Below are 12,221 nucleotides of genomic sequence, written 5' to 3'. Positions count from 1 at the left end.
AACGGTCAAAAACGTATGGGTACGCACATGGTCCACAAGGTCGACAGGTCCCCGTGTTTCGGGACGCAAGCGGCTGCAGTTCCGGAAGAGAGATCAGGTCGGCAATACGCCGCCGACCCAGCCCGCAGTCTCGATGACGATCCAGGCGACGAATACCGCGTAGGCGCCGAGCAGCGCATAGGATTCGAGTTCGCTCAACACGAGGTCGGTCCGGAGGGCGGTGAACAGGAGAATCGTCGCCCCGGTCAGGACACCGAACATCGGCACGGCCATCGCGAAATCGACGGTCCACGCGCCGGCGATGAAGACGCCGAGCGGGATGGCGACGAGCAGGTCGAACGTGTTCGAGCCGAGGACGTTCGCGAGCGACGTGACTCCGCGGTCGTCGCGGGCCGCTCTGACACTGACGAGCGTGTCGGGGAGACTCGTCGCCGCCGCCAGAATCGTCACGCCGAGCAGAAACTCCTGCACGCCGGCGGCCCGGCCGATGACTTTGACGGAGTGGACCAAGCTCTCCACCGCCACGAGAATAACCGCGAGGCCGAGCAAGAGAAAGAGCCACTGCCGCCCGACAGAGATACCGGCGGTCCAGTCTTCCCCCGGGTCGTGGTCGGCCGTGTCCTGGTACTGGATGAAGACGTACAGGCCGTAGAGCGCGAGCGGAATCGCCGCCAGCGGCCGCGTGATGACGCCCGTGAGCGTCGCCTCGCCGGGATAGTAGATGACCGCGAGCGCCATCGTGATGAGCAGGACTGAGACGGCGAGCATGTAGAACTGCGCCTCCTTGTAGACGAGCGTCCGACTCGATTCGAGTTCGTCGTCCGTGGCGATGCCCGCGACTGCGGGGATGATGAGAATATTGAAAATCGCCGAGCCGACGATTGCGCCCACACCGAGAGACATCGACCCGTCCAGCGCCGAGAGCACGACCGCCGCGACCTCCGGGAAGCTCGATCCGACGGCGACGATGATTGCGCCCTGAACGACTTCCGGGAGGCCGTAGTACGTCGCGAGCCGTTCGCTCGCGGATTCGAGCCAGTCGCTCCCTTTCCAGATCGCTGCCGTCGCGGCGACGATGATCGCAGCCTCGACCAACAGACTGGTAGCCATCAGGAGGTCAGTCGACAGCCCGACGGAAAACGTTGCCTTCCGAGCGCGAGTGATACTGTCTGTGACGAATTTCGCCACCGCGAACATCTCACAATAGTTACAGCCGACAGTATGAGAAACGTCTTTGTCCCCGGCCCGAAAGGCGGGCACAATGACGAGCGTCAAGGAATTCCGCGTGGACGAACCGGCGACGGCCGAAGACCTCGGCCGCGGCGCGTTCGTGTTCACGGACGACTACTCCGTGTTCGACTGGGGCAAGATGCCGGACCGGATCCCCGACAAGGGCGCGTCGCTGTGTACGATGGGCGCGTACAACTTCCAACTGCTGGAGGAGAACCACGTCCCGACACACTACGAGGGCGTCAGGCTCCCCGACAGCGACGAGGTGCTGGACCTCGGCGAGGCGCTGTCGGCCGACGCCGCCCCCGAGGAGATGGTCATCGAACTCACGCAGGTCCCGGACCTCCCCTTCGAGGACGGGCGCTACGACTACGACGCATACCACGGGGCTGCCGACGAGAACTACCTCATTCCCCTGGAGATCGTCTTCCGGAACCGCGTCGGCGTCGGGTCGTCGCTACGGTCCCGGACCGAGCCCGCCGACCACGGGCTCGACTACGACACCTGGCCCGAAGAGGTCGTCGACCTCGACGAGCCCATCGTGGAGTTCTCGACGAAATACGAAGAGCAGGACCGGTATCTCGACCGGGAGGCAGCCGACCGGATCGCCGGCACGGCCAGCATCGACCGCCTCGAAGAACTGGCTCGGGCGGTCAACCACATCGTCACCCAGCAGGCCGCCGAGGCCGATCTGGTCCACGAGGACGGGAAAATCGAGTGCCTGTACTACGACGGGGAGATACGCGTGGCCGACGTGGTCGGCACGTTCGACGAGAACCGCTTCTCCTACGGGGGCCAGCAGGTCTCGAAGGAGGTCATCCGACAGTACCACAAGCGCACCCAGCCCGAGTGGGTCGAAGCCGTGAGCGAGGCCAAAGAGCAGGCCGACGCGGAGAGCGTCGCCGACTGGAAATCGCTCTGTGCGGAGTCGCCAGAACCGCTCGATGAGGACGTAATCCAGGTCGCTCGCGACCTCTACTGTGCCGGCACGAACGCCTACATTGGTGGCGACGTGTTCGACGCGCCGTCGCTCGACGAAGCCGTTAGCGCCGCTGGCGAACTCTGAGCTGTTTGAAAGTACAGCGCGTTTTCAGTCGTCAGCCTCGATCTCACCGTCGTCCTCGGCGACGAACTCGCCGAGGCCGTCGATGGGACGGTCGGGGTTCAGCTGGTCGAGTTTCTCCGGTGCGCCGAGTTGGGCCGAGGTCTCCTCGGGGTCCCGAAGCTTCGTCCGGCCACGGTGGACGTTCACCTCGTCGTTGAGGTGGAGTTTGATGGCCTCGATGAGCGCTTCGGCTTCCAGCGGCTGGCCGATCTGCTGGAGTTCCTCTTCGGTGGCGTCGTCGGGGACGTTGAACGCGCGCTGGGTGATGATCGGCCCTTGGTCCAGGTCCGTCGTCACGTAATGGGCGGTGACGCCGGCGATGCGGACGCCCTCCTCGATGGCCTGCATGTACGCCGACGCGCCGGGGAAGGCGGGCAGCAGGCTCGGGTGGACGTTGATGATGCGGCTCTCGTAGCGGAAGACGACGTCCGGCGAGAGGATGCGCATATACCGGGCCAGCGCGATGAGGTCGGCGTCGTACTGCGCGAGCAGGTCGAGCAGTTGGTCCTCGTCCGGCGTCCCCTTCTCGTCGCCGATGTCGTGGAACGGGACGTCGTACTTGGCCGCCAGCGGTTCGAGGTCGTCGTGGTTCCCGATGACCACCTCGATGTCGGCCCCGAGGTCGCCGTTGGCCCAGGCCTCGAATAGCGCCTCTAGACAGTGGGACTCCTTCGTCACGAGGACGGCGATGGTCTGGGTCTCGCGGTCGGACGGGAACCGGACCTGCACGTCGACGCCGAGTTCGTCGCCGAGTTCGGTGAGGTCCTCGCGGAGCTTCTCCTCCGTCGTCACCATCTCGGACGTGTCGACGCGCATGGTCATCCGGAAGACGCCCTCCCGAACGGCCTGGTCGAGGTCCTCGATGTTGATGCTGCGCTCGAACAGGAGCGAGGTCACTTCGGCGATGAGGCCCGTATCGTCCTCGCCGACGACCGTAATCTCGGTCAGACCGCGCGTCACGATTCCCACCTCCGGACAGCGTCGTGATTCATTTGACCCAGAGTCGGCAGTCCCTCGGCAAAAGCCTTCGTTTTCCACCTAGCGTGGACACCAACGCTTTGTGTGTCGCTCCGTGTATATATGGCCGTGATGAGTGATTCGCCGACCGTACTCTGTGCCCAGCCGGATTCCGACGAGCGTGTGGAGACGGTCGACGCGCTCCCGCGAGGACTCCATCTGCACCCACACGATTCTCTCGGGCGAGGCGATGGTCGCCGAGGCCACCCACGAGGACCCTCGCTTCGCCGAAGTTGACGCACTGAAACGGCTCGACAGCAGGTCTTACGCCGGCGTGCGAATCACGGACAAGGAGGGGCGGGCTATCGGCGCAGTGTACTGTACCGACGGCGAGCCGCGGCGCTACACTCGGACCGATCTCGACGTACGCCAGCGGCTACACGCGAGTCCCCACCGGTATCTGCACGCTGACGCGGGCGACCTCGACATCCGGGTCAAAGGGCTGACCGACCAGCCGTCCGACTGGACGCCGGTCAGCGCCGGGACGTGACCTGCCGGGAGAACACAAGCGTTTTCTCCGCTGCCCGCTCGCTTGCCAGTAATGACTGCCTTTACCGCGACCGTCACCGTCCGGCTCAAGCGGGGCGTCCTCGACCCCGAAGCCGAGACGACACAGCGCTCCCTAGAACGCCTCGGTTTCGACCTGAACGACCTCCGCTCGGCGGACGTGTTCGAGCTGGACCTCGACGCCGACAGCGCCGAGGACGCGGCCGAGCGCGCCGAGGAGATGGCCGAGCGGCTCCTGGCGAACCCCACCATCCACGACTACGACATCGAGGTGGCACAGGCAGAATGACCATCGCCTCGAAACTGACGGCAATGGTCAGTACTGTCTCACGGAGGGGGCCCGCGTGACCATCGCCGTCATCCAGTTCGGCGGCTCGAACTGCGACCGCGACTCCGTGCAGGCTCTGGAGTCGCTCGGCTTCGACGCTGAACTCGTCTGGCACGAGGACGGCCTCCCCGAGGATGTCGACGGCGTCGTCCTCCCCGGCGGTTTCTCCTACGGCGATTACCTCCGTGCCGGTGCGATGGCCGCCCGCTCGCCCATCATGGCCGAAGTTCGTGAGGCAGCGAGCGAAGGCACGCCAGTGCTTGGCATCTGTAACGGCGCACAGATCGGCTGTGAGTCGTCGCTGACCCCCGGCGCGTTCACGACCAACGAGAGCGCCCGGTTCCAGTGTGAACACGTCCACCTGCGCGTCGAGAACGCCGACACGCCCTGGACCAGCCAGTACGAGGACGGCGAGGTCGTCGAACTCCCCATCGCCCACGGCGAGGGTCGCTATGAAATCTCCGACGACCGCTTGGACGAACTCGAAGCCGAAGACCGTATCCTGTTCAAGTACTGCGACGAGGACGGCAATGTGTCCCCCGAGGCGAACCCGAACGGCTCGAAACACAGTGTGGCCGGCGTCACCGGTGAGGACGACCACGTCGCCGTCATGATGCCCCATCCCGAGCGGGCGACGCTTTCGGACCTGGCCCGGACCGATGGCCAGGGCGTGCTCACGGGCTTCGCCGAGTAACACCGGCAGCTTCGGCTTTCATTGCGGTGGTTTCACAGAAGATCTGAACCGGACGCGTAGTCGCACCGCTACGGAGATCGTTTCAAAGGGGAAGGGACCAGCGGAGCGTGTGACATAGTCCGGCGGTCCCTAGTCCAGCTTTGTGGGTCAAGCCGTATAAGCGCACGCTTACCGGAGTGTAAGTGAAATCGCCAGTTATGGGTCCGCTGCCGGCGGCTGCGGTACACGCGACCCTTCCCGGTCACCGACGAGCAGTTCGCCGTCGAGGAACCGTGCCGTCCGGGCGTCGGTTGGGTCCTCGAACAACTGCTCGGGCGGGCCGGTCTCGACCAGTTCGCCGTCGTGAAGGAAGGCCATGTGGTCCGAGATGCGTTTCGCCTGGTGCATGTCGTGGGTGGCGACGACGACGCCGACGCCGCGGTCCCGCGCCCGCTCGATAGCGTTTTCCAGCAGCGCCGTGTTGTACGGGTCGAGGTTCGATGTGGGTTCGTCCAGCAGCATGACCGCCGGGTCAACGGCGAGTGCCCGCGCGAACGCGACACGCTGGGCCTCGCCGCCGGACAGCGAGAGCGCGTTCTGGTCGACCGATTCCGCAAGTCCGACCGTTTCGAGCGCGGCCATAACGGTATCGGCGGGCCGTGACGAGCCGACGAGTTCGCCGAGACTCCGGCGAACTCGGGCTCGCCAGGGTTCTCTGACGCGCAGGCCGTAGGAGACGTTCCGATGGACGGGCGCGTTGAAGAGGCTCGGCTCCTGAAACACCATACTCACCTGCCGGCGGATACTCAATCGTTCGTCGTCGGCCATCGCCCAGATATCGTCGCCGTCCCATGCGACCGTTCCATCGTCGGGTCGGCGAAAGGTCGCAAGCAGGCGCAGCAGCGTCGTCTTGCCGGTGCCGGAGGGACCGACGACGGTGACGACTTCCCCCGGTTCGACCGCCAGCGAGACGTTCTGGAAGACGGTCGAGCCGCCGAACCCAGCATTTACCTCGGTCACGGAGAGCGTCATACCGAGCGCTCACCCCGGCCCTGATTCCTGAGCCACGATCCCAGTCCGTTGACGGCCAGCACGAGCGCGAGGAGTATTACGCCGAGAACCAGACCGACCTCGTAGCGCCCCTGCCGTGCCTCGACTGTTATCGCCGTCGTCAGTGTCCGAGTGTAGGACTGTCCGTCGCTGTAGACGATGTTGCCGCCGACGATGAGTATCGATCCGACCTCGCTGATGGCCCGGCCGAACCCGGCAAGAATGGCGGTAACGATGCCGAAACGGGCCTCCTTGATGACCGCCAGCCCAACGTCGACTCTGGTTCCGCCCATCGCGTAGGCCGCGTCGCGGACCGACTGGTCGACGCCCTCGACCGCCGAGAGGCTGACGCTCAGCAGGACCGGCGTCGCGAGGATGAACTGGGAGAGTATCATCGCCCGCGGGGTGAACGCGAGGTCGAGGCTCCCCAGCGGGCCGCTGTTTGACAGAAGGATGAGGACGACTAGCCCGACGACGACGCTCGGGAACCCCATGCCGGTGTTGACGACGGCTGTGACCAACCGCTTCCCGCGGAAATCGGTGAAGCCGATACCCAGCGCGACGGGCAGGCTAAACAGCGTGCTCAGGCCGACAGCAGTCAAGCTGACGTACAGCGAGACGGTGACGATGCTCACGACGTACGTCCAGCCGCCGTCCGGGAGCTGTGCTTGCAGTGGAATCATCGGGGTCAGTAGTCCGCCGGCACCTGCTCGTCGACCCAGTAGAGATACTCCTTGTCGCGCGGTGAGAGGCTGCTGGCCTGCTGTGCCGTGTACCCCTGCGGGACGTACTGGCCGAAGTTCGGCTCCTCGGCGATGGCGTTGGGGAAGAACAACTGCGAGCCGTTGGCGGTGTAGTCGGCGATCATCGACTGGCCGGTCGGGCTCGTCAGGAAGCCGATGTAGGCCATCGCCGCCTCGTAGTTCACGTCGTCGTATTTCGCGGGATTGACCGCCATCACGCCGTAGGGGTTCTTGAGGATGACCGGGCCGTCCTTCAATGGTCCCTGAACGTGAATCACGAGGTCGATTTCTGTTTGCATCGAGAGGTAGGTCCCGCGGTCGGCGAGCGTGTACGCACCGGTCTGGCTCGCCTGCACAAGTGTATCGCCCATCCCCTTGCCGACAGCGCGATACCACTCGCCGCTTGGGTCCGTGCCGGCCTCATCCCAGATGATGAGTTCCTTCTTGTTCGTCCCGGAATCGTCGCCCCGCGAGACGAACGTCGACTCGCTCTCGGCGATGGTGGTGAACGCCTCGGTGGCGCTACCCATCCCGTTGATGCCCGCCGGATCGTCCTCCGGGCCGACGATGACGAAGTCGTTGAACATCACGTCCCGGCGGTTGACGCCGAAGCCGTCCTGCATGAACTTGTCCTCGGCGTTGCGGGCGTGGACGAGGATCACGTCGGCGTCGCCATCCCGTGCCGTCCGGAGACTCGCGCCGGTCCCCTTCGGGATGGTCTTCATCGTCACGCCGTAGTTCTCCTCAAACACGGGATGGAGTGCGTCGAGAAGCCCCGTGTCGTAGGTACTCGTCGTTGTGGCAAGGACCAGTTCGCCGTCACCGATCTGGCCCGAGCCAGTCTGCGACCCACCGGACTGTCCGTTCCCTCCACCGTCTGTCTGTGCCGCCGTTGATTCGCTGGTGTTGCTCTCGCCGGCGCAACCAGCGAGTCCGACGACGGAGGCGGCACCAAGTGATGCGAGGAAGCGTCGGCGTTGCATCGACATGGACACAACGACGGCGGCAGGGTTCTTAATTGTTGATGGTGATGTCTGTCACACTGGCCTCAGCGGGCTCATAGGTTCCGCGCGGCAACGCCTTTGTGACGGCACGGTCATGTGGCGGTATGGACGCGACCGCGGACGTCGAAGTGCAACTGGGGCAGGGCGACGTGGCGCTGACTGCCCGCGACCGGACGCTCTTGCAGGCGGTCGCCGCCCACGGGTCGCTGAACGCCGCTGCTGACGCGCTCGGCCGGTCCTACGCCCACGCCCAGCGCCGAATCGTCGAACTGGAGGACGCCTTCGGCCCGCTAGTCGACCGCAGTCGCGGCGGCAGCGGTGGCGGCGGCAGCGAGCTCACGGACACCGCCGAGCAACTGCTGGCCCGCTTTCAGCGCCTGCAAGCCGAGTTCGACGGCGTGGCGACGACAGCGGAGACGGTCCTCCGAGGGACCATCGTGGACCGCGACGGCGAACTGGCGACCGTCGAGACGCCGCCGGGAACGGTCCGGGCCATCGTCGACACCGACGCCGAAGCCGGCGACACCGTAGAAGTCGGCATCCGCGCCGACACGGTGACGCTGAACGCACCGCCCGCTGCGCCCGAACCGGCGGGAACGAGCGCGCGGAACCAGTTTGCGGGCACCGTCGAGCGTATCGACGAAGGTGCCTCTATCGCGCTGATCGCATTGGCAGTCGACCCGGACACGACGCTGTCGGCGGTGGTGACCGATACGAGCCTCGACAAACTCGACATCACCACGGGCGCGGAACTCGTCGCCTCGTTCAAGGCAACCGCGACCGTCGGCGTCATTCCCGCTATCGAACAGTCGGGGCCGGATGAGTCGTCGTAAGCGAGTGAAACACGGTGACTTCGAAGGGACGCCTCAGAGACCCCAGTTAGACGGCAGCAGCTCGGACTGGCAGGCACTACAGGCAACCATCCCATCGTCGTCGATACACTGTCGCCGTTCGCCACACAGGTCACATTCCGCGACCGTCCCGCGTGTATTGAAACTGCGCCTGTCCTGGTCACCGTTCGGGGTCATATCGAACAGTCTTAGGCGCGAAAGACGGATAAACGTTGGTCGGCAGGCCGTCACACGGGTTCTCCGGGTCGAAGGGCCTATCGAGCGAGCGGAAGCGAGTAACTCTTCTCACGTTCGATGACGGCGTCCCACGTCGCCTCGCACTCGCAACTCACCTGCTCGAACACCGACGGGTCCTGCCGGAGGTCGAAGTCTTTGATAGCGCGCTGGACCTTGTCGTCACACTCGCCGCAGTTGTGCGGGCCACGGTCACTGCCGTGGCCGACGGGGTCTGAGACGACGATGACATCCTCGTCAGCGGTCGCCTCCAGCACGTCGGCGACCGACCAGAGCCACGGCGGTCGGTAGCCGCCGTCGTGGTACAGTTCCTCGACCATCGTGTAGCGCTGGACGTTACAGGGGTTCATCGACACAGTGTGACAGCCCTCGACGGCCGCACAGCGCCGTACGGACCGCTTCATGTCCTCGACGGCCTCGGCTTCCGAGAGGAACGGCGGTTTCATCAGCAGATACGCCTTGACGCCAGCGCCGGCCGCCTGCGCCGCCTCGGAGGCTTCCTCGAAGTCGGCGAAGTCGAAGTACTTGTTGACGCAGTCGTGGCGCACGCGGTCGGTTGCGGTCTCGAGGCCGACGGCTACGTCCGTCTCCAGGCCCACATCGACGAAGTCGCCGACTGTCTCCTCGTCGACGAAGTCCGGCAGCGACTCGACGACGATACGCTCGCGGTCCGCGAAGGTTTCGGCGATGGCCCGGCGCGTCTCCGCCGGCACCTCGCGCTCGTCGAGGAAGCTCCCGGAGGTGTAGATCTTGATGAGGCCGCTTTTGTCGTCGCTGTTCTCGCTCTCGTGGTCCAGACAGTGCTGGATCTGGGCCATGAGGTCCTCGTGGGCGACGCTGCCGCCCTCGACGCTTTCGGCGACGTAGCCACACATCGTACAGCCGCCGGCACGCGCCCACCGGCAGCCGCCGGTGTTCAGGATGATGGTCAGGCTCTGGTAGACGCCGTCCGGCGTGTTGTCCTCGTCGAGCCACACGCGGGTCGGCTCACGAGGGTCGTAGGTCGAGTCGTTGCGCGACCTGATGTCACGCATCACGGAGTTGTGGGCGTCCATGCCCTTGCCCTCCTCGTAGACTTCGGGACTGGGCTTGCTCATTGCGGCGAGGTAGCCGATGAGCGCGTAAAGCCGCTTCGTTACTGCCGGGATCGTGGGTCGGTTCGGTCCGAAAGTGCGCCGGAGCGGTGGGCCACGAGCCACGCCAGTCCGGCCAAAACGGCCCCGACAGCGTTGGCCACGAAGTCAGTACCGCTCACACCGCGTGACGGGACGAGCCCCTGTAGCAGTTCGACTCCCGCCCCGTAGCAGACGGAGACGGTCACGAGTGCCACAACTGTGGTCACATCGCGGGCCTGTCGACCCCACGCGAGCAGTGCCGCCAGTAGCCCGTAACTCGCCGCGTGAACCCACTTGTCCAGCCTAAAACCGAGGAGTGCTGGGACCTGCTCGCCCGCCCCTTCAGGAACCGGGAGAAGCGAGGTGACGAGTAATAACAGCGAAAACCCGACAGCGGGCAGGTAGCGGCGGGATCCCGACCAGTCCATACTGGCGGTTCTCCCGTTCGGCAGATAAGTCGGACGGTCAGATGCAGCGTCGGTCAGTGGTGCTACTGCTCTTCGGTATGGCGCATCTGGACGGCGATGCCCCGCGTCGAGGACTGCATTTCCGGGCCGCTCATCTGGGCGCGGCCAACACCGAAGGCCGCGTCGCCCTGAATCACCACGTCGTCACCGACGCGGATATCGTCGCTTGCGTCCGTGATTCCCGGTGCAAGCACCGAACCGTGGGGGACGAACGGCTCGATTTCGACCGTTTTGGTGTGAACGTCACTCTCGACCCAGCGGCGCGCCCCGGCGGTGGTCAGCGAGAGGACCCCGTACTGCTGGGCCAGCGCCGCCAGCTGTTCGCCGTCGGCGTCGTCGGCGCGCAGTTGCGGATACCGGCCCTGCGTCGACAGATCGTCGAACAGTTCGTCGCCCGCGCCCTCGCCGAACTGGTAGTCCGCGACGGCGCGGATGGTGTTGTGTTCGCGCTCCCGCTTCGGATAGCGGTCCCAGCCTTCCAGTTCGGCAGCGAGGTTCCCCAGCGAATCCGCCGTGGTCGGGTGGTCGGTGACTGTGTAGGTGAACTCCCGGCCCAGCGAGTCGGCCACGCGCTCGCAGATGTCGCGGTAGCCTTCGCCGGGTACGTGGGCAATAATTTTCGGGTAGTCGGTGCCTTCTAAATACCGTTCAAGCACGCGGCTGACGAACTCGATTTCGGTGGCGGTCCAGTTGCCCGTCACCACGGAGTCGTAGTGCTGGGCGGGGTAGGTGAGTTCGAGTTCCTGGGGCACGACGCCGATGGGCGAGGTCATCGAGACGACGTGGGCGCGCCACTTGATCGCGTCGTGGTACTGCTTGTGGCTCTGGGAGTCGCTGTAGGGTTTGCGCGCGGAGCAGGGGACCAGCACAAGCGGGCGGTCGTCGAAGCGCGGCACGTAGCGGTCGGTGACGCGCTCGGCGAAGCGCTGGATTTCGACGCGGCGCAGCGAGTCGTCACTGGCTGCCGAGAGGTCGGCCCGCCGGATGAGCGGCGTGCGCTCCTCCAGGTAGCTGTACCGCTGGTCCAGTTGCCGGAACGTCGCGGTGAGCCAGTTGTCCTGTCTGGCCTGTCCCTCGACGTAGTCCCGAAGCCTACCGTCACGGATGCGGCGGCGGACGCGGCGGAGTTCCGCAGCGAGGGCGTTGACGTTGTGTTCGACGCAGTCCTCGCGGTCGAACTGCTCACGCGGTTTCTGGCAGGCTGGACAGGCACACGGGAGTTCGTCGAGGTCTTCGAGGAAATACGCCTCGTCGGTCGTGAGATACCGACCCTCAGTCCCGCGGACGACGGCGCGGTCGGGGTCCACGAGGTCCACGCCGGCGTAGACGAGCGTCGCGACGTTTCGCGGCGTGGCGACGCCAGGCAGGTAGAGCGCGGTGTCGGCGGGGATAGCCTCCCGGACGGTCGTGACGGCGTCGACGAACGCCGACGCGTGCCCGACGTAGCCGGGCGCGCCGGCGAGTACGTAGGCGTCACTGCCGTGGTCGGTCGCGGTATCGGGCGAGACGACGGCCGCGCTCGGGAACGACACGTCGGGATAGTCGACGGCGAAGGCCTCGGCGACTTCGTCCGGCGTGCCAGCGGGGAGTCCGCGGTGGGGCAGGACAGTGAGCAGCGAGTCGTCGCCATCGGGGGCGTCTTGCTCGGTGGGCCAGCGGCTTCCGGCGTCGTCGAGGACGTGCCGGCAGTCGCCCGGCGTTTCTGTGTCCACGTCGTCGACCAGCGCCGGCGTCGTCACGGAGTCGGCGAGGCGTAACTCACCCACTCGCGCGGCGCTGTCGCGCTCGTGGATCTCGAAGTAGTCGGTCATGCAATGGCGTCAGCCACGCGCGACCAACTATCTTGCCTTTGTACCAGCACCGGCCTCGGTGGCGACCGAAGGTACGTTCAAACGCT

The 12,221-nt window shown here is 65.6% G+C and carries 13 protein-coding genes; 5 read left to right on the top strand and 8 right to left on the bottom strand.

Translation table 11 applies throughout. The annotated features are described in order from the left end of the window. Window positions 1-93: 93 nt before the first annotated feature. Window positions 94-1,110 (bottom strand): sodium:calcium antiporter, encoded by a 1,017-nt coding sequence (locus SG26_RS10450; RefSeq protein ID WP_050038269.1) that lies wholly within the window; start codon window positions 1,108-1,110, stop codon window positions 94-96. A gap of 151 nt (window positions 1,111-1,261) precedes the next feature. On the opposite strand from SG26_RS10450, the gene SG26_RS10445 reads away from it, so the two are divergent. Further along, window positions 1,262-2,296 (top strand): phosphoribosylaminoimidazolesuccinocarboxamide synthase, encoded by a 1,035-nt coding sequence (locus tag SG26_RS10445; protein ID WP_014039495.1) that lies wholly within the window; start codon window positions 1,262-1,264, stop codon window positions 2,294-2,296. A gap of 24 nt (window positions 2,297-2,320) precedes the next feature. On the opposite strand, the gene SG26_RS10440 is transcribed toward SG26_RS10445, so the two are convergent. Continuing rightward, entirely contained in the window at window positions 2,321-3,304 is a 984-nt protein-coding gene (locus tag SG26_RS10440) for a formyltetrahydrofolate deformylase (RefSeq protein ID WP_014039494.1), read from the bottom strand. 145 nt (window positions 3,305-3,449) lie between these two features. On the opposite strand from SG26_RS10440, the gene SG26_RS10435 reads away from it, so the two are divergent. The 3 genes from SG26_RS10435 to purQ are packed head-to-tail and all read left to right on the top strand — an operon-like array spanning window position 3,450 to window position 4,881. Next, the gene (locus SG26_RS10435; RefSeq protein ID WP_023843121.1) at window positions 3,450-3,842 is read left to right on the top strand and encodes a GAF domain-containing protein; all 393 of its coding nucleotides are present in this window, start codon (window positions 3,450-3,452) and stop codon (window positions 3,840-3,842) included. Window positions 3,843-3,893: 51 nt separating this feature from the next. Then, the gene (gene purS, locus SG26_RS10430) at window positions 3,894-4,148 is read left to right on the top strand and encodes a phosphoribosylformylglycinamidine synthase subunit PurS (protein WP_014039492.1); all 255 of its coding nucleotides are present in this window, start codon (window positions 3,894-3,896) and stop codon (window positions 4,146-4,148) included. Between the two features lie 55 nt (window positions 4,149-4,203). Beyond that, a complete protein-coding gene (purQ, locus tag SG26_RS10425) occupies window positions 4,204-4,881 on the top strand; it encodes a phosphoribosylformylglycinamidine synthase I (RefSeq protein WP_050037536.1) in 678 nt (225 codons plus the stop codon). A gap of 195 nt (window positions 4,882-5,076) precedes the next feature. Here the strand turns inward: purQ and SG26_RS10420 are convergent, their stop codons facing one another. From SG26_RS10420 to SG26_RS10410, 3 genes are read right to left on the bottom strand one after another with little or no spacing between them, the layout of a single operon-like run. Beyond that, the gene (locus tag SG26_RS10420) at window positions 5,077-5,892 is read right to left on the bottom strand and encodes a phosphate ABC transporter ATP-binding protein (protein WP_050037535.1); all 816 of its coding nucleotides are present in this window, start codon (window positions 5,890-5,892) and stop codon (window positions 5,077-5,079) included. Beyond that, window positions 5,889-6,593 (bottom strand): ABC transporter permease, encoded by a 705-nt coding sequence (locus tag SG26_RS10415; protein ID WP_014039489.1) that lies wholly within the window; start codon window positions 6,591-6,593, stop codon window positions 5,889-5,891. Before SG26_RS10415 ends, SG26_RS10420 begins: the two co-directional genes overlap by 4 nt. A gap of 5 nt (window positions 6,594-6,598) precedes the next feature. Further along, complete coding sequence (locus SG26_RS10410) at window positions 6,599-7,642, bottom strand: substrate-binding domain-containing protein (RefSeq protein WP_014039488.1); 1,044 nt, start codon at window positions 7,640-7,642, stop codon at window positions 6,599-6,601. Window positions 7,643-7,761: 119 nt separating this feature from the next. Between SG26_RS10410 and SG26_RS10405 the strand changes: the two genes are divergently transcribed. Further along, a complete protein-coding gene (locus SG26_RS10405) occupies window positions 7,762-8,490 on the top strand; it encodes a TOBE domain-containing protein (protein WP_050037534.1) in 729 nt (242 codons plus the stop codon). 272 nt (window positions 8,491-8,762) lie between these two features. Here the strand turns inward: SG26_RS10405 and SG26_RS10400 are convergent, their stop codons facing one another. The 3 genes from SG26_RS10400 to arcS form a co-directional block, all read right to left on the bottom strand. Then, window positions 8,763-9,839, bottom strand: a complete 1,077-nt coding sequence (locus tag SG26_RS10400) for an archaeosine biosynthesis radical SAM protein RaSEA (protein ID WP_014039486.1) — start codon at window positions 9,837-9,839, stop codon at window positions 8,763-8,765. Between the two features lie 38 nt (window positions 9,840-9,877). Continuing rightward, on the bottom strand, window positions 9,878-10,285 hold the full coding sequence (locus SG26_RS10395; RefSeq protein WP_014039485.1) for a VanZ family protein: 408 nt from the start codon (window positions 10,283-10,285) through the stop codon (window positions 9,878-9,880). Between the two features lie 62 nt (window positions 10,286-10,347). After that, window positions 10,348-12,135, bottom strand: coding sequence for an archaeosine synthase subunit alpha (gene arcS, locus SG26_RS10390; protein ID WP_014039484.1), 1,788 nt, complete (start codon window positions 12,133-12,135; stop codon window positions 10,348-10,350). Window positions 12,136-12,221 lie beyond the last annotated feature (86 nt).

It is taken from the genome of Haloarcula sp. CBA1115, from assembly GCF_000827835.1.
GTDB classification, from domain to species: domain Archaea; phylum Halobacteriota; class Halobacteria; order Halobacteriales; family Haloarculaceae; genus Haloarcula; species Haloarcula hispanica.
Note: the sequence above shows the minus strand (reverse complement) of the source record. Positions and strands in the feature narration are given on the sequence as shown.

Coding starts and splice junctions, on each gene's coding strand:
- SG26_RS10450 (WP_050038269.1), bottom strand. CDS start 1,110: ATGGCTACCAGTCTGTTGGTCGAGGCTGCGATCATCGTCGCCGCGACG.
- SG26_RS10445 (WP_014039495.1), top strand. CDS start 1,262: ATGACGAGCGTCAAGGAATTCCGCGTGGACGAACCGGCGACGGCCGAA.
- purS (WP_014039492.1), top strand. CDS start 3,894: ATGACTGCCTTTACCGCGACCGTCACCGTCCGGCTCAAGCGGGGCGTC.
- SG26_RS10420 (WP_050037535.1), bottom strand. CDS start 5,892: ATGACGCTCTCCGTGACCGAGGTAAATGCTGGGTTCGGCGGCTCGACC.
- SG26_RS10415 (WP_014039489.1), bottom strand. CDS start 6,593: ATGATTCCACTGCAAGCACAGCTCCCGGACGGCGGCTGGACGTACGTC.
- SG26_RS10410 (WP_014039488.1), bottom strand. CDS start 7,642: ATGTCGATGCAACGCCGACGCTTCCTCGCATCACTTGGTGCCGCCTCC.
- SG26_RS10405 (WP_050037534.1), top strand. CDS start 7,762: ATGGACGCGACCGCGGACGTCGAAGTGCAACTGGGGCAGGGCGACGTG.
- SG26_RS10400 (WP_014039486.1), bottom strand. CDS start 9,839: ATGAGCAAGCCCAGTCCCGAAGTCTACGAGGAGGGCAAGGGCATGGAC.
- SG26_RS10395 (WP_014039485.1), bottom strand. CDS start 10,285: ATGGACTGGTCGGGATCCCGCCGCTACCTGCCCGCTGTCGGGTTTTCG.
- arcS (WP_014039484.1), bottom strand. CDS start 12,135: ATGACCGACTACTTCGAGATCCACGAGCGCGACAGCGCCGCGCGAGTG.